General features: G+C 61.1%; 17 protein-coding genes and 2 pseudogenes. 11 read left to right on the top strand and 8 right to left on the bottom strand.

Annotated features, from left to right (window positions below; all coding sequences use genetic code 11):
* The first annotated feature begins 839 nt into the window (after window positions 1-839).
* Window positions 840-1,427 carry a hypothetical protein gene (locus tag AB4Y32_RS18920; RefSeq protein ID WP_368722796.1) on the top strand — a complete coding sequence of 196 codons (588 nt, stop codon included), beginning with the start codon at window positions 840-842 and terminating at the stop codon, window positions 1,425-1,427.
* A 262-nt stretch (window positions 1,428-1,689) separates the two neighbouring features.
* Here AB4Y32_RS18920 and AB4Y32_RS18915 read toward each other — a convergent pair whose 3' ends face one another.
* Window positions 1,690-2,106 carry a MarR family transcriptional regulator gene (locus tag AB4Y32_RS18915; RefSeq protein ID WP_087733071.1) on the bottom strand — a complete coding sequence of 139 codons (417 nt, stop codon included), beginning with the start codon at window positions 2,104-2,106 and terminating at the stop codon, window positions 1,690-1,692.
* Between the two features lie 117 nt (window positions 2,107-2,223).
* On the opposite strand from AB4Y32_RS18915, the pseudogene AB4Y32_RS40695 reads away from it, so the two are divergent.
* Window positions 2,224-2,412: pseudogene (locus AB4Y32_RS40695) on the top strand (hypothetical protein); the annotation flags it as partial.
* A gap of 18 nt (window positions 2,413-2,430) precedes the next feature.
* Here the strand turns inward: AB4Y32_RS40695 and AB4Y32_RS18905 are convergent.
* The 3 genes and pseudogenes from AB4Y32_RS18905 to AB4Y32_RS18895 all read right to left on the bottom strand — a co-directional run.
* A pseudogene (locus AB4Y32_RS18905) lies at window positions 2,431-2,613 on the bottom strand (enoyl-CoA hydratase-related protein); the annotation flags it as partial.
* 32 nt (window positions 2,614-2,645) lie between these two features.
* Window positions 2,646-3,521, bottom strand: a complete 876-nt coding sequence (locus AB4Y32_RS18900) for an SDR family oxidoreductase (protein WP_368722795.1) — start codon at window positions 3,519-3,521, stop codon at window positions 2,646-2,648.
* Between the two features lie 379 nt (window positions 3,522-3,900).
* Window positions 3,901-5,826, bottom strand: coding sequence for a potassium transporter Kup (locus AB4Y32_RS18895; RefSeq protein ID WP_368722794.1), 1,926 nt, complete (start codon window positions 5,824-5,826; stop codon window positions 3,901-3,903).
* Window positions 5,827-6,243: 417 nt separating this feature from the next.
* Here AB4Y32_RS18895 and AB4Y32_RS18890 point away from each other — a divergent pair, with 417 nt between their 5' ends.
* Together AB4Y32_RS18890 and AB4Y32_RS18885 are read left to right on the top strand one after the other, a co-directional pair.
* Window positions 6,244-7,743, top strand: coding sequence for a hypothetical protein (locus tag AB4Y32_RS18890; protein ID WP_368722793.1), 1,500 nt, complete (start codon window positions 6,244-6,246; stop codon window positions 7,741-7,743).
* A 336-nt stretch (window positions 7,744-8,079) separates the two neighbouring features.
* Window positions 8,080-9,732: an FAD-dependent oxidoreductase gene (locus AB4Y32_RS18885; protein WP_368722792.1), complete on the top strand. Its 1,653-nt coding sequence runs from the start codon at window positions 8,080-8,082 to the stop codon at window positions 9,730-9,732.
* Window positions 9,733-9,860: 128 nt separating this feature from the next.
* On the opposite strand, the gene AB4Y32_RS18880 is transcribed toward AB4Y32_RS18885, so the two are convergent.
* A complete protein-coding gene (locus tag AB4Y32_RS18880) occupies window positions 9,861-10,235 on the bottom strand; it encodes a VOC family protein (RefSeq protein ID WP_368722791.1) in 375 nt (124 codons plus the stop codon).
* 170 nt (window positions 10,236-10,405) lie between these two features.
* Here AB4Y32_RS18880 and AB4Y32_RS18875 point away from each other — a divergent pair, with 170 nt between their 5' ends.
* The 4 genes from AB4Y32_RS18875 to AB4Y32_RS18860 all read left to right on the top strand — a co-directional run bounded on the left by AB4Y32_RS18875 (window position 10,406) and on the right by AB4Y32_RS18860 (window position 13,049).
* Window positions 10,406-10,837: a hypothetical protein gene (locus tag AB4Y32_RS18875; RefSeq protein WP_368722790.1), complete on the top strand. Its 432-nt coding sequence runs from the start codon at window positions 10,406-10,408 to the stop codon at window positions 10,835-10,837.
* Window positions 10,838-10,978: 141 nt separating this feature from the next.
* Entirely contained in the window at window positions 10,979-11,314 is a 336-nt protein-coding gene (locus AB4Y32_RS18870) for a cytochrome c (protein WP_368722789.1), read from the top strand.
* Window positions 11,315-11,659: 345 nt separating this feature from the next.
* Window positions 11,660-11,968 (top strand): DUF4148 domain-containing protein, encoded by a 309-nt coding sequence (locus AB4Y32_RS18865; protein ID WP_368722788.1) that lies wholly within the window; start codon window positions 11,660-11,662, stop codon window positions 11,966-11,968.
* Window positions 11,969-12,017: 49 nt separating this feature from the next.
* Window positions 12,018-13,049: an alpha/beta fold hydrolase gene (locus tag AB4Y32_RS18860; protein ID WP_368722787.1), complete on the top strand. Its 1,032-nt coding sequence runs from the start codon at window positions 12,018-12,020 to the stop codon at window positions 13,047-13,049.
* A gap of 177 nt (window positions 13,050-13,226) precedes the next feature.
* On the opposite strand, the gene fdhA is transcribed toward AB4Y32_RS18860, so the two are convergent.
* The 3 genes from fdhA to AB4Y32_RS18845 form a co-directional block, all read right to left on the bottom strand.
* Window positions 13,227-14,429, bottom strand: coding sequence for a formaldehyde dehydrogenase, glutathione-independent (gene fdhA, locus AB4Y32_RS18855; RefSeq protein WP_368722786.1), 1,203 nt, complete (start codon window positions 14,427-14,429; stop codon window positions 13,227-13,229).
* A gap of 57 nt (window positions 14,430-14,486) precedes the next feature.
* Window positions 14,487-15,716 (bottom strand): M24 family metallopeptidase, encoded by a 1,230-nt coding sequence (locus AB4Y32_RS18850; RefSeq protein ID WP_368722785.1) that lies wholly within the window; start codon window positions 15,714-15,716, stop codon window positions 14,487-14,489.
* Between the two features lie 131 nt (window positions 15,717-15,847).
* Entirely contained in the window at window positions 15,848-16,978 is a 1,131-nt protein-coding gene (locus AB4Y32_RS18845; protein ID WP_368722784.1) for a 2Fe-2S iron-sulfur cluster-binding protein, read from the bottom strand.
* Between the two features lie 696 nt (window positions 16,979-17,674).
* On the opposite strand from AB4Y32_RS18845, the gene AB4Y32_RS18840 reads away from it, so the two are divergent.
* Genes AB4Y32_RS18840 through AB4Y32_RS18830 form a run of 3 tightly spaced genes read left to right on the top strand, consistent with a single transcriptional unit; the run spans window position 17,675 to window position 20,857 of the window.
* Complete coding sequence (locus AB4Y32_RS18840) at window positions 17,675-18,400, top strand: GntR family transcriptional regulator (protein ID WP_368722783.1); 726 nt, start codon at window positions 17,675-17,677, stop codon at window positions 18,398-18,400.
* A 59-nt stretch (window positions 18,401-18,459) separates the two neighbouring features.
* On the top strand, window positions 18,460-19,959 hold the full coding sequence (locus AB4Y32_RS18835; protein ID WP_368722782.1) for an aldehyde dehydrogenase: 1,500 nt from the start codon (window positions 18,460-18,462) through the stop codon (window positions 19,957-19,959).
* On the top strand, window positions 19,934-20,857 hold the full coding sequence (locus AB4Y32_RS18830; protein WP_368722781.1) for a dihydrodipicolinate synthase family protein: 924 nt from the start codon (window positions 19,934-19,936) through the stop codon (window positions 20,855-20,857). The genes AB4Y32_RS18835 and AB4Y32_RS18830 overlap by 26 nt, the downstream gene beginning before the upstream one ends.
* Window positions 20,858-20,863 lie beyond the last annotated feature (6 nt).

Below are 20,863 nucleotides of genomic sequence, written 5' to 3'. Positions count from 1 at the left end.
TTGCGGGTGCGCTTCGTCGACAGATCCAGACCAAGACCAAGCTGTGTCATCTCGCCGCTCCTTGAAGTATCCCCATCCCAGGATAGTTCACGCTCACGTCAGTGCCAGGACTTTTGCAGAGATTCCCAGGCAAAGAAACTGTCCACGAAACACGGAAGCGCCGATATATGCCGCCGAGTGCACGCGCCTTTGCTGGCGTGACGTGAACTTCGATGTTGCAACCGCGATACGACGTATAGGAACGGGTGGACATGGTTTTCCTCCCTGCAAAACTCGGCGAGAAGAGGCGAGCCGTGTACGTCGGCTTTACACGTAGCCAACAGATGCCCGCCGCATGAAGGCAGCAAGCGATGTGCCGAATTTCCCTCCCCATTTGCCAGAAGAATCGAATGATGCATCGGCTGGTGAGGCACTCATCAGGTGCGGCCGAGGACGGTGATCGTTTGTGGGAAGTGCCCGGCGCACTAATCGATGTGCCGTCTCCTCTGTGGGCTGTTGAACGGCCAGAAGCGGGACATAAGCGCGCCAGAAGCGTGCCGGAAGCGGGATAAGCGACATAGCCCATTGCGCGTCGGTGCGGCTTTTTCACAACCTTTCCCGCGCGCGCTGCCTTTACAATCCTGCGACAAAACGCGAGAAGAAGATGCGGCGCCGTGATATGCCCCCGTATAGGCAAAGCGCGCCTTCTCGCTGCGGTACAGGCGGACCTCAAAAACAGGCAGATGGCGCACGCGTCGGAGAGTTAGGACATGACACCGGCATGGTTTCAGGTAGTACAGCAGCTCGACTGGCAGAGCACGCTCAGGATCGTCGTCCCGTCGAGTGTCATCGGCTCGGTCGTGGCGATCGGCTGGAACGCGTACAGAGACAGCCGCGACCATCGTCGCGAGCGGCGGGATGCTGCACTGGAGGTCGCGCTCTCGCTGGAGAAATACGCGCGCACCTGTCGCGCGATGATGCACAAGGCGGATTGGGCATCGGACGAAGCGATCCGCACGAATAACAGCCAGCCGGTGAATGGCGTTCATGTGCCCGATTTCACGTATCCCACGATCGAATGGAAGTGGCTGGATCACAGGAACACGTCCCTTCTGCGCGACTTCCCGGCGACAGTCCACTACGCACGTGAGTATGTCGGCTCGACGTGGGAATACGCGCTTGCCTCTGATGTCTGTGACCGTGTGGAATTCGAGTGCGCGAAACTGGCGAAACGGGCGCTCGTGCTGGCGAGCCTGACGCGAAAGAAGCATGGCGCCGCACGGTGGAATCCTGGCGCCGCGGACGCCGATCTTGAACGGGAGCTTGACGAGCTCATCGCCGCAAGAGAAGACCGCCGGAAAACGATTCTTGAGCAGGCGAAGCCGTCGAACACTCCGGCGAGCGCCAACCCGCTGCCGACCGGCCAGGCGTCACCAGGGAGCGTGTGATCGGGAACACTTGCTGGCGTCAGACGGCTGGCAGTCAAACCATCGAGGCAAACGCGCGGCGGACGGCTTTGGAACGACGGAGCCAACGGCCATGAGCGTGGCGGCTTTCGCGGGAAACGCAGTGCCGCTGCGATCTATCGCGCTCGACCGAAAAGCGGTGGAGCGAGACGAGGTCGCGATAGTAGGCCACGCTCGATCCGAACTCCAATCCGCGCAGCGCGCCCCTGAATATTCCCCGTGATCTTCAGGAGGCGTGCCTCGTTCATTCATCTGCGGGTTCGGCTACGTCGTCCAGCCGTTTCATGTTGTCGAGCAGCTTCAGAAGATAGTGCAGCGTATGCGTGACGTCATCGACGGAAAAATCCTCTAGAACCTGCTCGTAGTATTCGTGGATCTTCGGCGTCGCCTGCTGGACCCACAGCCTGCGGCCCGACTCGGTCATCGTGATCAGCCGCGAACGGCGATCGCGCCCGTCCGCGGCACCCGACACGTGCCCATCGCGCTCCATCCGGCTGATCAGCCCGGACAGGTTCTGACGGCTGACCATCAGGTAACGGGCGAGATCGCCCACGCTCATCCCCCCTTCCGCCTCTTCACGCGATAGCGCGCCGAGCACGGCCCACTGTTGTGTCGTCAACCCCTCGGCCGCCACGGCTCTCGTCCCGGTTTTATGCAACATATTTGCGCATTGATAGAGGCGAAAGAATAGTCTGTTGGCCAGTTCGATCTTGACAGACGGTCGGTTTTTTGGGGAATTCGCCAAGGGATTCTCCTAGTATGGCGGTTCTTGTTTTTGATGTTGCACGAAACTAGTATACGTCAATATGCTGACGTATTGCGATGCGACGCAAGGCGCTCGCGGCGTCGCAATAGTATCCCTCGCAACGTGCTGTGCACGATCTGCGACTTCACGATCGCTTCGGAGAAAGCCGTGTTCGCTCAGGCGGGCCCCAAGGTCGGCTCGGTCGATCCGGGGTACGGGACCGCGTTTCTTGCGCGGTTCGTCTTCCATCGGCAAGCCGATCGTGCCGCGACCGTCGCACTGGCCTTCGTGCGCCGACTGGTCGCCGCCCGTGCAGAATGCCTTGTCGCCTGCGCCCGCCAACACGATCACACCGATTTCGCGCGAATAACCTGCCTTGTTGATCGCGTGAATCAGTTCGTCGCAGGCCTGCCGGCGCTTTGCGGCTGAAGGCGCGCGGGTCGCCGTGCTGGACGTCACGGACCCGGCTTTGCCTTCGTCATGTTGTCTGCCCGCAGCATGCCGGGCAAGGCCTCAACGAAGAAATCCGCCTGCAATGCCGCGCCAGCCTGGACGTCGTATTGCGAAAAGTCCCGGACACCAGCCGCCAATAGCACTTCATCATCGAGAAAGAAATTTCCCGAGCACTCCCTGGATGGGCGAGTCAGTATGTAGTGGGCGGCGTCGGCGACTATCTCTGGCTTTCGACACGCGGCAATCATCTCTGCGCCACCAATTTCGTTTCGCACGGCGGCTGTCGCAATCGCGGTTCGCGGCCACAGCGAATTTACAGCGACGCCACGGTCCTTGAACTCGCCCGCTAGCGCGAGTGTGAACAGGCTCATCGTGTACTTGGCGATGGTGTAGGCCGGGAAATCCTTGAACCACTTCGGGTCTGTGACTAGCGGCGGCGACAGTGTAAGGATGTGTGGATTCGGCGAATTGACGAGGTGAGGCAGGCACGCCTGGGCACAGACAAACGTGCCTCTGCCGTTCACGCCATGCATGAGGTCGTATCGCTTGACGGGCGTATCCAGCGTTCCCGTCAGGCGGATGGCACTCGCATTGTTCACCAGTATGTCGATGCCGCCGAACACCTCAACGGCCCGCGCAACTGCGCCCTTTACGCGCTCCTCGTCGCGAATGTCGACGACCAGCGCAAGCGCCTTTCCGCCCGCCGCTTCCACGGCCGCCGCCGCTGTATGTACCGTGCCCTCGAGGCGCGGGTCCGGGTTGGCTGTCTTCGCTGCAATCACAATGTTCGCGCCGTCACGTGCCGCCCGGAGCGCGATGGCAAGTCCGATACCGCGACTGCCGCCTGATATGAATAGTGTCTTGCCGGCGAGGTTCATGTTCGTCTCCTCAATACTCGTACTGACATGATGTTAGGTGCGAAACGCGGCGTTACTACGCGTCAAAACAGCAGGACTGGGATCGTAGTCAACGTGCTCCCAAAGGTCTTGAATCGAGCGGATGCAAATACGAGCGCAACCTTTGGCGTGTTTTCCATAGACGAAGTCACCATGACGAGAGCGGGTGGCGCTTGAACCTGAAGTGAATTTGATCGAGCGTTATCATGAGCGATTCCGCGAGCATCAGAAGCTGGCACGTTAGTGGCAAGTTGGTGGCGTAACCACACTGTCGATATCCCGGCGCAATTCGAAGCGAATAGAACGTGCTTGCACGGCGACGCGGGCCATGCTGGAAAGGAGACGGCATGATGCCCGTAAGCTAGATCTCTACCCGTGCACCAACTTCGAATACACGGTTGGCAGGCAGCCTGAAGAACGCGGCAACATTGCCGACGTTATGCAGCATCACTGCAAATAGGCGTTCGCGCCATAGCGCCATTCCACTGCCCGGCCTCGGCACGACCGTCGCGCGACTCAGGAACCACGAGGTTGCCGACAGCTCGAACGCAGGTCCCTCCGTCGTGCACTCCGTGAGCGCCTTCGGCAGATCGACTTCGTCTTTGAATCCGTAAGTGACTGTCGCCTGATAAAAGCCCGGGCCTAGCGGCTGCAATTTCAAGCGTTCGCTGTCGGGCACCCATGGTATCTCCTTCGTGGTCACCGTCAGGAATACCACGCATTCATGCAGCACCTGATTGTGCTTCAGGTTATTGACGAGCGCATGCGGCACGGCATCCGGGTTGGGCGTCAGGAAAATCGCCGTGCCACCGACACGCAACGGGGCCCGCGCAAGCAGCGATGTCAGATACGGTTTGAGGGGAGTCGCGCCGGCGCGCACGCGCGCTTCAGCCAGCATCATTTCCCAGCCGCGGCCCCAGGTCGCCATGATCGTGAACGCCACCGCGCCGATCACGAGCGGAAACCAGCCGCCCGCAACGATCTTCAACAGGTTTGCGGAGAAGAACATCGCATCGATCACGATGAAGAACACGGTCGCGAACACGCACAGCAGCCAGTTGTAATGCCACGCGTAGCGGACGACGAAGAACGTCAGCAAGGTCGTGATCAGCATGGTGCCCGTGACCGCGATGCCATATGCGGCGCCGAGAGCGGTCGATGAGCCGAAGCCGATCACGGCCGCCACCACTGCGCCGAGCAGTGCCCAGTTGATGCCGGGCACGTAAATCTGGCCGATTTCCTGCTCGGATGTGTGGACCACGTTCATGCGAGGCAGAAGGGACAACTGCATCGCCTGCTTCGTCATCGAGTAGGTGCCGGATATCACTGCCTGCGAGGCGATGACCGTTGCTATCGTCGCGAGGACGATCATCGGGAAGATCGCCCACTGCGGAAACAGGTGATAGAAAGGGCTCTCCAGCGCGCCGGAATGGGCGAGCAAAAGCGCTCCTTGGCCAAGATAGTTGAGCGCGAGCGCTGGAAACACGATGCCGAACCATGTGACGCGAATCGGGCGCTTGCCGAAATGGCCCATGTCCGCGTAGAGCGCTTCGGCGCCGGTCAGGGACAGCACGACGGCGCCGAGCGCGACGAACGCAAGCCAGCGATGATGCAGGCAAAAGCCGAGTCCTTGCAGCGGATTGAGCGCAATCAGAATGACGGGCGCCGCGAATATATTGGCGAGCCCCGCGATGCCGATCACGACAAACCACAACACCATCACCGGACCGAACACGGCGCCGATGCCGCTCGTGCCGTGCTTTTGCATGATGAAGAGTGCAATGAGCGCCGCCAGCGTCACGGGAATCACGAACGTCTTCAGCGTCGGTGCCGCAACCTCGAGACCTTCGACGGCGCTCAATACGGAGATTGCCGGCGTAATCACGCTGTCTCCGAAGAAGAGCGCGGCCCCCATGACGCCTACGATGAGCAGCGCGCGGCGAAGCCGTGGCCGCGTCGAAACGGAAGAAGCCGCCAGCGCGAGCAGCGCCATGATGCCGCCTTCACCGTGGTTGTCTGCGCGCAGGACCAGCACCACGTACTTTAGCGACACGATCACCATCAACGACCAGAAGATCAGCGAGACGATGCCGACGATGTTGAATGCGTTAAGCGGCAGCCCGTTGTTTGAATCAAAGACAGTTGACAGCGTGTAGAGCGGACTCGTGCCGATGTCGCCATAGACGACGCCGAGAGCGGCAAGCGCGAGCGACGGGAGGGCTTTGCGAGTCTCACCGTGCGCGCCGACCTGGTGGACTTCGGGCGCCGTGGGGGCGGAGTGTCCCATGTCTTCCTCCTGATTCTGTTCTGTCGCGTGGCAGTGATACGGCCTGCACAGGGGGCGCGATGCCGCCAGGCACGGTCGTACGTTTCATGATCGTGGGACGATTCGAAATTCGCCAAGGCTTGCTGTTCTGTGGTGCCTTTACGCGCTATGGTTTCAAAAGTATAGGAACTGCGCACAAAAAGCGCGGTGTGGCTGCGGCGATGCTCTTGCTATCGGCGGACGATACGGGTGGATCGCTTGACGGCGCCGGACGTGCACGATCGCCTTGCACGCAGTCGTCGCCCGGTGGAGCCGCTTGGGCTCACGTCAGGCGCAACGTCGTCGTAAGGCGGTGGTTGCCATTTATCGGGCAAACCCGGTCGAACCGGGTGGCCGCATGTCAGCAGCTTTTCCGAAGGGATGGGCAAGGAGACGCATGTGACTGTCGCTAATCCAGCCTTGAGGATTCTCGTCCTCTGTATTGCATGCGCTTGTCTGAGCGCGGTCCGGGCACAGGGCGTCGACGCCGTTCCCGGCTATCACCGCACCGGCGACCGAAGCGGACAATATGTCGTGCCCGGCCTGACTTGGCAAAGCGCGTCGCACCTCCATCGCGACTCCCGCTTCGACGGCAGGGTCGACGGCCATATTTATGCCCAGCCTCTGTACTGGCGTCCGCCCGATTCGGCGGCCGGGCTGGTGATCGCCGCTACGCAGGCGAACGCCGTCTATGCACTCGATGCGGCAACGGGCCATGTCGTCTGGCGTACTGTGCTCGGGCCTCCCGTGCCGCGTTCGGCATTGCCGTGCGGCAACGTCGATCCCGTTGGCATTACGGGCACGCCGGTGATCGATCCTGCCACGGGCACGCTCTACCTCGACGCGCTGGTGGGCCGCCAGGGTGGGCCGGCGCATCTCGTGTATGGCCTGTCCTTGCGCAATGGCTCTGTGCTGCCCGGTTGGCCCGTGGACATCGCGGCCGGCCTGCGCGCACGAGGAATGTCGTTTGATTCGCGCGTGCAGAGCGAACGAGGTGCGCTGGTCATCCTCGACGGCCAGCTCTTCGTACCGTACGGCGGCAATTTCGGTGACTGCGGCGGCTATCACGGCTGGGTGGTCGGCTTGCGACTCGACAGTGCCGGCGTGTCCGGCGTCTGGATGACCCGCGGCGTCAAAGGTGGAATTTGGGCGCCAGGAGGCATCGTCGTGGCCGACAGGTCGCTGTTCGTCGCGACGGGCAATACCGGGGGCGTCGAGAGCTGGGCCGACGGCGAAGCTATCGTCCGGCTTGCCACCGATCTGAAGCGGCCCGCGAGCGGACGCGACACGTTTGCGCCTGCCAACTGGCGTGAGCTGGATGAGAGCGACCTCGATGTGGGCGGCACCAATCCGATGCCGATCGATCTTGGCGGACGTCGGCTGATCGTCGGGCTGGGAAAGGATGGCAAAGCCTATGTGCTGGATCGGGACAATCTGGGCGGCATTGGTGGCGCGCTTGTCGTGCAGCAGGTGTCGAGCCCGGAAATCCGCACGGGACCGGCATCCTACCCGGCGCAGAACGGCGTGTACATCGCATTCCATGGCAGCGGCGTCGCTTGCCCAGCAGGGCAGGACGGAGCGGGCCTGGTCGTGTTGCGGATCGTCGCTGCGTCACGCGGCGGCATCGGCACCGCCTGGTGTGCTCGGGTGGACGGTGCGGGGAGCCCAGTCACCACGACTAGCGACGGCGCCGCGGATCGCATCGTATGGATCGCGGGCGCGGAGGGCGACAACAAGCTGCACGGCTTCCGGGGAGACAACGGCCAGCCTGTGTTTGCCGGCGGTCGGGACGAAGACCGTATTCAAGGCCTGCGGCACTTTGCGACCATCATGGCGGCCGGCAGACGACTCTACATCGCTGGCGACGACAGGATCTACGCGTTCAGCTTCGAACCCTGAGTCTCGATTCGGCCTGTATCAGTTGCGGCGCAAGAAGTGTTCGGCTGAAGCTGCAATGCCGTTCAGTCAACCGACTGAACGGCATTCTTTATGAACGTTCGACAGCGCACCAACGAGTGAGCATTCGTATCAGGAAGTCATATACTGGCTCCGTGCGCTTGGGATATGCGTCGGCATAAGCGTCCGGGCGCGTTCGATGAGCCCAGCGACCAGAAAACAAACGACGCCGTAACCGTATCGCTCAGCCGTTTGCCCGCGCATGTCCTTTCGTCGGATGTGACGACCACGAGGCCTCGTGGTCCGGGTCTTACGGCACCTGCCAGACAGGACGAAGCCATGCTGACCATCGACGACATCCGGGCAGTTCCGCTCTTCTCGACGCTTCCCGACAACGAACTGGAGAGTCTTGCGCACACGTCCGCCGACCTGCATTTGTGCGCGGGCGAATTCGCCGTCCATGAAGGCGGCGAACGCGCGCTCTATGCGGTGCTCTCAGGCAAGATGGAAGTCATCAAGACGTTCGACGGCATCGAGCGCACTTTGGGCTGGCGTCTGCCGGGCACCATCTTCGGCGAAGTGCCGCTTGCGCTGAGTTCGCCGTTTCCGGGCGCGTATCGAGCCGCGGAGCCTTCGCGCGTCATGCGCATGGATGCACAGCGCTATTACGCGCTCGCTGCCGCGTCGCCGGAGGTTGCGTTCAAGATGGGGGCCCTTGCGCGCGAGCGTATCGGCGGCCTTCAGAACCTCTCCGCCGAACCGCCGAAGGCACGCGTGACCATCGTCGGGAATCGCTGGGACGACGCCTGTACCGCGCTGCGCCAGTTCCTCGCACGCAATCAGATCAGCCATGACTGGATGACGCCCGACGCGCCCGAACTGCCGGCGCGCTGGCCCGGCACCGTTCCGTCCGACACGGAGTGCCCCGCGCTGCGGCTCGTCGACGGAACGGTGTTGAGCCGGCCCGCGACGCGCGAGCTTGCACGCTTGCTGGGTTTGCAGACCCAGCCTCGCTTCGCCGAATACGACACGGCGATCATCGGCGGCGGGCCGGCCGGCCTGGCCGCCGCAGTGTACGGCGCATCAGAAGGCCTGCGCACGCTGGTGCTGGAGCGCGAGGCGCCGGGCGGGCAGGCCGGCACATCGTCGCGCATCGAAAACTATCTGGGCTTCCCGAACGGCGTTTCCGGCGACGAGCTCGCAAGCCGCGCGCTACAGCAGGCGAGGCGGCTCGGCGCCGAGATTCTGGTCACGCGGTCCGTCGCGCGAATCGATGCTGAACGACGCGAGATTCACCTCGACGGCGGCGATGTCGTTCGCTCGCAGACGATTATTCTCGCGACGGGGGTGACATGGCGGCGCCTCGCCATCGATGGCTTCGACCGCTTCATTGGCAAGGGAATCTACTACGGCGCGTCGCGCAGCGAAGCGAGCGCAACGCATGGACTAGATGTTCATCTGATCGGCGGTGGCAATTCGGCTGGACAGGCCGCACTCTATTTCGCCAATCACGCGCGCAGGGTGACGCTCGTCGTGCGAGGCGATTCGCTCGAGAAAGGCATGTCGCGCTATCTGATCGAGCAGATTGCCGGCAAGGATAATGTCGCGGTGCAGTTGCGATCGGAGGTCGTCGGGGCACACGGCGATACGTGTCTGAGCGCGATCGACGTGCGCGATGGAACGAGCGCGGAGGCGCGCCGCTGCGACTGTGGCGGCTTGTTCGTTTTCATCGGCGCTGATGCGGAAACGGATTGGTTGCCGGCGGAAATCGCGCGCGACGCACGCGGCTATGTTCTGACAGGTGACGATGTCGTCAAGGCGGGACGCTGGTCCCATAGGCGCGACCCGTACCTGCTCGAATCGAGCGTGCCCGGCGTGTTCGCCTGCGGGGATGTGCGGTTGAGCCCCGTCAAACGCGTCGCTTCGGCGGTCGGCGAGGGGAGTATGGCAATCGCCTTCGCGCACAAGTATCTGCAGTTCGATGCGCGGTAGCGTCGGGGGCGGTGTGGCCGCATCCACACGCTGGCGCGGCGCGTTCACAGGCAGCGCAACCCCGTTCGACATGAAGGGCGGCCGCAAGTGTGCGACGCCCGCTCGTGAACGCGCCGTCGACGGAAGGGTTAGGCCTCGGGCTCGTGGCAAACCACTTCGATGTTGTGCCCGTCCGGACCGGTGACGAAAGCTGCGTAATAGTTCGCGTGGTAGTGCGGGCGCAGACCAGGCGCACCATTGTCTTTGCCGCCCGCCTCCAGAGCCGCGCGATAGAAAGCATCGACCTGCTGGCGATTTCCGGCCGTGAACGCCAGGTGAAGATGCGCCGGCTTCTCGTCGGTCTGGTACAGGCACAATGAAGCCTTGCCTTTTGGGCTAAGCTCGACACCGTACGTCGGCGGCCCCTCCGAGACAACCGCTACGCCGAGTGGCTCGAGTGCCTTGAGGAAGAACGCCTTGCTCGCTGCATAGTCGCTGACTCCGAATTTGACGTGGTCAAACATGACTTCCCCTGAAGTGTGTGAGCCCCGCGCGAGGCCTGACGTAAAGTATCCCGCAGAACCTGCGGGACAAGTTGGACTGCGATATGCAATGGGGCAGAAGTAGCCCAAAGTCGCAGCACATGGTCTGGCTGTTTCCATCGCCCACTTTCCGGCTGCATCTAAAGGAAAACATGAGACGACTGTTCTTCGCTGTGCTCGCAGCCACCTGTTTCGTGACTTGCGCTCGTGCGCAAAGCAAATCGCCCGGCCCGCTCGTCACTCCCTCGGGCGAATTGCAATTCGTGCGCGTCGACCGCGATTTTGTCGGGATGCTCGACAAGGAAATTTTCGATCGCTTCGACGCCAACACGCTCACGCATTTTGATGACATCGGCAACGCAGATCACACCGTCACGCGCATGCTTGTGCAGACCGATTCCGGCCCCGTGCTGTACGACTTTCGCCACCATCCGCCGCTCGTGCAGCGCGCGGGTAAGCGCATGACGGTCAAGCGCGTGTTCTGGCAAGGCGATGAAGTGGTGATGCAAAGCTCGCAGGGCTGGTTCCGGCTCAAAAGCGGCGTGTTGACGAAGCTGCAGTCGTCTACGACGACTTTCCATTGAATGCGCGCGCACCCCGAACATACGCGCGCCAGCGATGACATGCACCGGCTCGCTGCGCAGCACAGTCGAAAAAGGTCGGCGTTGTCGGCGATCTTGCCAAGGTGCTGCGCGGTTGTAGCCGTAGTCGCGATTACGTTTGCAATGCCGGCCCAGGCCAACGCGGACACCGGGCGTACAGCTTCCCGACTGACCGACGATGCCATCGTCAGCGCCTGGCGTACGTTGCGCGCCGTCGATTGCGCCCGCTGCCACGGCAAGGACTATGACGGGCTGGCGGCGCCCTCGATTGTCGAGTATGCGCGCACACAGAACCGCGAGAGGTTTGTCCGGATGGTTCTTGACGGTGAGCCGTCCCGCGGAATGCCCGCATATCGCGGCAACCCCTCGATCGCCGCGCACATTGACGATATTTACCGGTACTTTCTCGGCCGTGCCGACGGCACGATTCCCGCCGACCCGCGGCCTCCGCAGCGTTAGCCAGAGGATCGGCTATTGACGATCGCATCCGGCAGAACCGCGTTACGACCGCCAGGACTTCCTGCTCGCGGGCCGCGCTACGGCGCCGCCTTCGGAAATCTACTACTCCGATATCCCCTGCAAAGCGTTGAAGCGCCACTCGACGAATAGCGGCGAAAGGGCCGGGTTTGTGTCTCAACGTATCTGCGCCGTCGCTTGATACACAGAGATGCAATGGCGGCTGTCGTGGACACATGCCAGATACCTCGGCGATGTCCAATACCTCCATGCCGGCCGCACTGGCTGCGCAACCCGAAAACGCAAACGGGCGTTTGCGTGAGCAGACATTCTATCGAGGTGGACATCATGAAAATCATTCGATCGCTCATCGCTGTTGCTGGCGCCGCTGTGTTTGCTGTTCCGGCGCTGTCGTTCGCACAGTCGAACCAGCCGCTCACTCGCGCCGAAGTTCGCGCGCAGCTCGTTGAACTGCAAAAGGCAGGCTATCACCCCGCCGGCGATGAATCGCAGTACCCCGCAAACATCGAAGCAGCCGAAGCGCGCCTCGATGCGGCGTCATCGTATGGTCCGTCGGCGGCCGGCAGCTCGGCATCGGGCTCTCGTGTGGCGGCTGTCGACGTGGTCGGACTCGACGCGACCTACACGAAGCCGTAACGGCCAGCGCAGGATCGATTCAAAGCACTCGTAGACAAGGAAAACAATCATGTCGGACGAGATCGACACCCGGCGCCGGCGTCTCCTCGGGACCACGCTCGCGGGCATCAGCCTGATGGAACTGGGCCTGAGCGGGATTGCGCATGCGCAGTCGAACAGTACGACGTCGGTGTCGCGCGCCGCTTCGTTCGACACCATCAAGCAGATCGACGCGGGCACGCTGAACATCGGCTATGCGGAGGTTGGGCCGCGAAACGGACCGCCCGTGGTCCTGGTGCACGGCTGGCCGTATGACATCCACAGCTATGCCGAGGTGGCTCCGCTGCTCGCGGCAGCAGGTTATCGCGTGATCGTGCCGTATGTTCGAGGCTACGGCAGCACACGCTTCCTGTCGGCGGATACGCCGCGCAACGGCCAGCAATCGGTGCTCGCCGCCGACATTGTCGCGTTGATGGATGCGTTGAAGATCGACAGGGCGATTCTCGGCGGCTTCGACTGGGGCGCGCGCACCGTGAACATCATTGCCGCGCTGTGGCCGCAACGGGTCAAGGCGATGGTATCGGTGAGCGGCTATCTGATCGGCAGCCAGCAGGCGAATCGCGCGCCGTTGCCGCCGAAGGCCGAACTGGCGTGGTGGTATCAGTTCTATTTCGCCACCGAGCGCGGTTATGCGGGCTACGACGCCAACCGCCGCGACTTCAACAAGCTGATCTGGCGCACGGCGTCGCCGAAATGGAATTTCGACGATGCGACCTACGAGCGCTCGGCTCAATCGTTCGACAATCCGGATCACGTTGCCGTGGTGATCGACAACTACCGTTGGCGTCTCGCGCTGTCGCGTGGCGAGCCGCAATACGACGAACTGGAAAAGCGCCTTGCGGCGGCGCCGACCATTTCGGTGCCGACGATCACGATGGAATGCGACGCGAACGGCGCGCCGCATCCGGAACCCGCAGCCTACGCGAAAAAGTTCACCGGCAAATACGCGCACCGGAATATCGGCGGCGGCATTGGGCACAACCTGCCGCAAGAGGCGCCGAAGGCATTTGCCGACGCCGTCATCGACGTCGCGCGGTTCTGAGCGTGCGGGAGAAGAGGAGCTATCGGATGCGGCGATGGTCGCCAACGATAAAGTCAAAAAAATAAAAAGGTCGAGGAATTACGTGCCCTCAAAAAGGAGGCCGGTCTTGCGACCGGCCGTAAAGCGCTCACATCGGAGACATACACACAGCCGTTCCCATCGTTACGGCAAACTGAATCAGGCTGCAGCTTTCAGACTGCCGTGCGGGTCGATGACGAATTTCTTTGGAACACCCGAATCGAACTCCGCGTAGCCGCTGGGTGCCTGGTCGAGTTCGATGACGGTCACGTTGACGACCTCAGCGATGTTCAATCTGTCCCAAAGAATCGCCTGCATCAGATTCTTGTTGTACTTCATCACCGGGGTCTGGCCGGTGAAGAAAGAGTGCGACTTCGCCCAGCCAAGGCCGAAACGCACCGAGAGGCTACCGTGCTTCGCGGCGGAATCGGCGGCGCCGGGGTCGTCGGTCACATAGAGGCCCGGGATGCCAATCCTGCCCGCAGCGCGTGTGATTTCCATCAGCGAGTTCAGGACAGTGGCAGGTGCCTCGACCTGCGATCCGGAGTGACCATGCCCACGTGCCTCGAATCCAACGCAGTCGATCGCGCAGTCTACTTCTGCTTCGCCAAGCAGACTGGCAATCTGTTCGGCGAGCGAGGCATCTTCCGAAAGGTCGACGGTTTCGAACCCGACTCGTCGAGCGTGTTCGAGCCGTACGGGATTGACGTCGCCGATAATGGTGACGGCCGCGCCAAGGAGTCGCGCGGACGCTGCAGCAGCCAAACCAACAGGGCCTGCGCCAGCCACGTAGACAGTCGAGCCAGGTCCTACTCCAGCAGTCACGGCACCGTGATAGCCGGTCGGCAGAATGTCGGACAGGCACGTGAGGTCGCGAATCTTGGCCATGGCGCGGTCGCGGTCCGGGAACTTGAGCAGATTGAAGTCGGCGTACGGCACCATGACGTATTCCGCCTGACCGCCAATCCAGCCGCCCATGTCGACGTAGCCGTACGCGCCTCCGGCGCGCGCCGGATTGACGTTGAGGCAGACGCCGGTGTTCTGCGACTTGCACATCGGGCAGCGGCCGCATGCCACGTTGAACGGGACCGAGACCAAATCACCCTTCTTCAATGTCGTGACGTCGGTGCCGACTTCAATCACTTCGCCCGTTATCTCGTGACCGAGGACAAGCCCTGCCGGGGCCGTTGTCCTTCCACGAACCATATGTTGGTCCGAGCCGCAGATGTTCGTTGCGACAACACGAAGGATGACGCCATGGTTGGCTTTCCTGCCGGCCGGGTCAACGAGTTCCGGAAAGGCGATGCTCTGCACCTCGACCTTCCCGGGGCCAATATAAACGACGCCACGATTGCCTGACATGCTGTCTCCTGATGTCATGTGTAGATGGAATGCGACTGCGGTCCTACTCGAGGAACGTCACAGCCAGTCGGTCTCGAAGCTGCAATCGGTAAGAGAGACGCAACCGTTCTCCGTGAGCACCACCTGCTGCTCGAGCTTCACGCCCTGAGTACCGCCTTCCGCGCCGATGTAGCTTTCGACGCATACGGTCATGCCCACCTCGAACAGGCCGTCGTAACCCGCGCTCTCCCAATCGACCTGATGCGCAATCGAGGGATATTCGTCGACCATCCCGATGCCGTGGGCAAGACAGCAATATCTGTTTTTGATGAACTGGTCCGGAATCTTCCATGCCTTTTCCGAGAACTCACGGAAGGTCATGCCCGGTCGCAGAACGTCCATATTGAAGTGGACCTGCGTGTAGGCAAGCTCGTACAGCTTGCGCTGCTCGTCCGTTGGGCGACCGTCACCTATCAGCCAGGTGCGCGAAATATCCGAGCAGTAACCGTTCGGCCCAACCATATCCGTATCGAACGCCAGGAGTTCGCCGGCTTGCAACACCCGGCTGGAGCATTCGTGCATCCAGGGATTGGTTCGGTCCCCTGAGGCGAGCAGTCTCGTTTCAATCCACTCGCCGCCGTTTCGGATGTTTTCGTAGTGGAGGTTTGCCCAGATTTCGTTCTCGGTGATTCCCGGACGAAGCTCGCGTCGCATGCGCTCTATTCCCTTTTCGGCCGTGCGCAAAGATTCGCCCATTAGAACCAGCTCGCCGGGTGACTTGATCAAGCGAGCGGTCTCCATCAGGGCCTGCCCGTCCAGCAGCGTAATTCCGTGCTTTTCCAGATACGCCGTGCCGAACGGGTCGAGCCGGTCCACTGCCAACAGACTGTCGCCTGGGGCGTGTTTCCGGAATACGTCGACTATCTCGGCGCCCCACGTTTCGGCGCGGCGCTCGGCTTCATGGCCTGCGTTGAAGAACGTCCAGCTAAGGGCGCCGCGCAACTCGACGTTCAGGTCCAGTCCGTCCCATACGTGCTCGCTGCTGTGAAATTCCCATGCGATGACGCGACCGTCGGCGAAGACCATCACGTATCGTGCGGGATTGCGGCCCGCCCAGACTTGCATGTTCGATGTGTCGGTGGCGTATCGAATGTTCACCGGGTCGTAGAGCAGAATTGCGGGACATTTGTGCTTGCGTAACTGCTCCTGCACACGAGCTAGCCGATATGCTCGAACATCGCGGAGTACGCTTTCCTTTCCGCCGGATTCAACGGCGGTCCCTGCATCGAAGAGCTGGTCATCCGTCATTCTTTGCTGCTCCTGACATTATTGTGAGTGTGAGGTTGCACGAAGTAACGAGCGGCCCAGCCGGTCTGCGCCTGGTGCGCCGCGCAGCACCCGGTGCCGCTTTCAATTGCCAAAAGAGATGCTGGTGACAGTCAAAGCTCCAGCACCAGATCAGATGTCGGATGGCTACAGCAAAGGAGCCGGAAGCCCTTTTGAACCTCTCTGTCGCGAATCCCGCCTTTGTGATTCATGTCGACTGTGCCTTCGAGCACTTTGGTCTTGCATGTGCCGCATATCCCCTGGCTGCAAGACGACGGGATTGCAACGCCGGCCTTTCGTGCGGCGGAGAGTACCGTCTCCGAGGCGCTCATCGTGAATGTCTTTGAAGAGCGCGAAAGCTTCACGGTGAAGGATGCTTGAGCGGCTTCATTCTCCGGTGAAGAGGCTTCCGGCACGACAGCAGCGGCGAAATCGAAGCTTTCCTGGTGGTAGCGCGCCGGGTCGTGCCCACCTTGGTGGAGCAACGCCCGTACTGCGGTCATATAGCCGGCCGGGCCGCAGGTGAACACTTCGCGCTCGGCATAGTCGGGCACCCATTCGGAAAGAAGTTGCAGGCTGAGTCGGCCTGTAGGTCCCGACCAACCCTCTTCATCGCCGATACCTTCACACAGAAAGAATGTTCGAAGCCGGGGAGACAGCTCGGCGAGCCTTTGCAGTTCCTTGCGGAAAACGATATCTGCGGGTGTTCTCGCGCTATGGACGAACACGATGTCCCGGTCGAGCCCAAGGTCGATGCTCGCGCGCGTCATCGACATCAGCGGCGTAACCCCCGAGCCGGCGGACAGATATAACGACTTCGCGGCGGGAGCGGATGTCGGGGTGAAGCTGCCCGATGGACCGTACGCGCGCAACTCGCTTCCGGGCTTCATGTTGTCGTGAAGCCAGTTCGACATGATGCCGCCCGGCACCCGCTTCACAGTGATGGACAACAGAAAGGGGCGCGTAGGCGGAGAAGAAATCGTGTAGCAGCGCTCGACCGATTGGCCTTGCACGTTCGCCGATACCGTCATGAATTGACCCGGTTCGAAACGCACGGGTGATCCATCGCCCACTCGGAATTCAAAGCTTTTGACGTCGTGAGTTTCGTCAACCACACGACAACATGTCAGAGTCTGCTGCTCGCTGCTCGCCCAAAGCTTTCCGCCACTTTCCCATGTGTTGGCATTGGACAATCTATCTTCGGCTTCCGGTGCAGGGGCGAACATTCTCTCTACCGAGTTCATAGCATCAAATCTGTTGGGACACCTTGCGCGCTCACCGGCTGCCTACCAGCGCATGAACTGCTCAACGTGCGTTGTCGAAAATTGCGAAGGGGAGGTGCCATTCAGCACTGCCAGGCTCGAACCTTCTGATATTGCCTCTCTTCGTTTGGACTGCCTTCGCTGTGCCTTGAGTATTGGTGTGCGGTAGGTGAGCGTCAATGCGCTTTATTTTCGCGGCGCTATTACATTAAGTTATGCGTCGCCCACGGGCTCCGCCGGTGCGAACAAGAACGGGTCGACAGCATCTGTACCTGGCGGATTCAATTTACCGAGGTCCTTTGCCTTCGAGAAGTACTCAACCGTTCAGGGGCCGCTTTCTCTGCATTCTTTTTTGGAGACCTTCCAACTGCGCGCTTGAAGTTTCTTCGAGACTTTAGTGGCGAGCCACATGCTGAATCCGGCAAACGACGATTCCGAACCAGACAGCAGCCGCTTGCACTATTGGCTCCTTTTCAGCCCGACAACGAGGAAAAGATATTTCATGTAACGCAGAAATAAGAGGACAAGGCTACCGCCCCACGCGCAGTCACGTAGCGCTGGTGGCAGCAAGTTATCGCTGACTCCGAGGATTTCTTCTCAGTGTCTTCCCTTATTAGACGCATTGTCGTCTTGACCAATACAATTTGTAGACACAAGATAAATGCAACAGGAGTGCACATGAAAGCGAACGTCGTTGAAATCGACCGTGAGGATGGACAGGCCTCTTCCCTGGACCGCAAGGCAGCTTTGGGACAGGCTCTCCGGCACCGCATCCTCAGCATGGAGATGGCACCGGGCGCGTCCTTGGACGAGGTGGCCCTCGCCGAGGAGTTCGGCCTTTCGCGCCCACCCGTGCGCGAGCTGATGCGGCAGATGGCAGCCGAGGGCTATATCGAACTCGAAGCGAATCGCGCAGCACGCGTTGCGTCAATGAACTATGACTCGCTGCGAAACTATTTTCTGGCGGCACCGCTGATTTACGTTGCGACGACCAAGCTGGCAGCAGTGCACGCGACGCAGGCCGAAATCGACGGCCTGAAGCGAATCCAGGAGCGGTTCCGCGCGGCGGTCGAAGGCGGCGGCGTGGATGAGCGAGTTCTGCAGAACGACGAGTTCCACCTTGCAATCGGCAAGATGGCTCACAACCCGTATCTGTTGCCAAGTTTGTGCCGCCTGCTGATTGACCATGCACGGCTCGGCAAGACTTTCTACCAGCCGCGCGATGAGCGAATGGATGCGGAACTCGCGGAAGCGATACAGCAGCACGAGGCAATCATCGATGCCATTCAGCGTCGCGATGCAGACGCGGCCGGCGAAATCGTGCGCGCCCATGTGTACCTGGCGCGGCGAAACATGGCGTCGTACGTGGCACCGGACGGTGTTGATGTGCCGATGAATTTCTAGCATCCGCGAACCGAGTGGTTTGTTCGGTTCCTCATGAAAACCCGTATCAAGAGACTGATATGACTGATTTGCTGTCCAGGAGCGAATATCAACAAATCGCCCGTGAGCTGAAGCTGCCGAGCCAGGTCATCATCGACGGCAAGGCTTGCGGTGCGGCGTCGGGCGAGACGTTCTCGACCTTCAATCCGGCCACGGGCGAGCGTCTCGCTGACGTGCCGGCGTGTTCGAAGGAAGACGTGGACGCGGCCGTGGCTAGTGCCCGTGCAGCATTCGTCGACGGACGCTGGTCCAGGCTGCATCCCGCTTCTCGCAAGCAGGCGATTCTCCGGCTGGCCGACCTCATCGAGAAGAACGCTCTTGAACTCTCGGTCATGGAAAGTCTCGATGCCGGCAAGACCATCTTAGATTGTCAGACGGTCGATGTGCCGGAAACGGTCAACGTGCTGCGCTGGCATGCCGAGGCAATCGACAAGATCTACGACCAGGTTTCTCCGGCATCGGATAGCCACATCTCGATGATCGTGCGCGAGCCAGTCGGCGTCGTCGGCCTGGTATTGCCGTGGAATTTCCCGCTGCTGATGCTCGCATGGAAAATCGGGCCGTCTCTTGCCGCAGGCTGCTCGCTCGTGGTGAAGCCCGCTGAAGAAACGTCGCTCACGACCATGCGGGTCGCTGAGCTCGCGCTCGAGGCAGGCATTCCCCCTGGCGTCTTCAACGTCGTGACAGGTACCGGTCCAGCCGTCGGCGAACCCATCGGCCGTCATCGCGACATCGATATGGTGTCCTTCACCGGTTCGACCGATACCGGACGGCGATTCCTTTCCTATTCGGCCGAAAGCAATCTCAAAGAGATTGTGCTCGAAATGGGTGGAAAAAATCCCTGCATCGTAATGGCCGACACGACCGACCTCGATGCAGTGGCGGGCCACATTGTCAATGGCGCCCTCTGGAACATGGGCGAGAACTGCTCGGCTATTTCGAGGCTCATCGTTCATCGCGACATCAAGGCGCCGCTGCTCGACAAAATCATGAAGCTCGCCGATGAATGGCGCGTCGGTGATCCGCTTGATCCAGCAAACCGGATTGGGCCGCTGGTTTCCCCGCAGCATTACGAGAAGGTGCAGTCATATCTGTCGGAGGATATCAACGTGCTCTATGGCGGCCAGACGAGCGACGGCCGCTACGTTCATCCGACCATTGTCGACGTCGAGAGCAACGACGTGAAGCACGCGCGCGAAGAAATCTTTGGTCCGATTCTGTCGGTCATCACGGTAGACAGCTTGCAGGAAGCGATCGACATCGCGAACGATACCGACTACGGCCTTGCGGCTTCGGTGTTCGCTGGCAATGGAAAGCGAGCACTGCGCGCCGCACGCGCGATTCGGGCGGGCACCGTAACGGTGAATTCGTTTGGCGAAGGTGACATTACCACTCCGTTCGGTGGCTTCAAGCAGTCGGGTTTCGGCGGTCGCGATAACTCCCTGCACGCGCACGACCAGTACACGCAGCTCAAGACCATCTGGCTTGATCTGAATGAAAACGAAATGGGCGAAGAGTAACGACATGAAAGATTTTTTATTTACTGGCATCAACCTGGCCATTAGTACTCCTTTCAACGTGAACGGAAAGCCAGACCACGGTCAACTGGAACAGCTGATCGAGCGGTACCTCGCTGCAGGCATTCGCGGCTTCGTGCTGAGCTCGGGAACGGGCATGCACGTCTACCTTTCGCAGGAGGAGTCGAAGGCGCTCGTGGCGTTTGGCGCGAAGGTCATCAACGGGCGAGCACGCATCATCGCCCAGACGTCCGCACTGCTCGTCGAGGACGTCGTGGAGCGCACCCGTCATGCGGCTGACTGCGGCGCGGACGGTGTCATGGTACTTCCGCCTTTCTTCGAAGGACCGACGGACGACGATGGTGTCTTCGAGTTCTATGCTGCTGTCGCGCGCGCCCGTCTGCCCATCATCGGCTACAACGTGCCGCAAGCTGTCGGCGTCGAAATCACGCCATCGCTTTTGCTTCGCCTATGTGAGATTCCCGAGTTCCTCGCCGTGAAGGACAGCAGCGGTGATCTGGCCAAGCAGGCCGCGCTTGTCCGCACGGGGCTTCCGATGATGAACGGTGCAGACCCGCTCATGCCTTATGCGCTGTATGCGGGCGTGCGTGGTCTCATCTGGGGCGGAGCAAACTTCGCACCGAAGACATGCGTTGAGTTCGTTACGGCGGCACAGGAGCATCGGTGGGACGACGCCAGAGAAATCTGGCGACTGCTCGAGCCCGCCATGTCGCTGATCTGGGAGGGTGACTATGTCCAGTCCGTCTATGCCGCTGCGGAGATGACCGGTTATGGCGCGGGAAATCCGCGTCGACCTCTTTCCCGTCTTTCGGCAAATAAGGCCGACGCGTTGCGCGGCGCGCTCGGTGGCCTGGTTGAGCGCGAAAAGCTCGCCGTTTAAGGACTT

This window comes from Paraburkholderia phymatum (assembly GCF_040965635.1).
GTDB lineage: Bacteria > Pseudomonadota > Gammaproteobacteria > Burkholderiales > Burkholderiaceae > Paraburkholderia > Paraburkholderia phymatum_B.
Note: the sequence above shows the minus strand (reverse complement) of the source record. Positions and strands in the feature narration are given on the sequence as shown.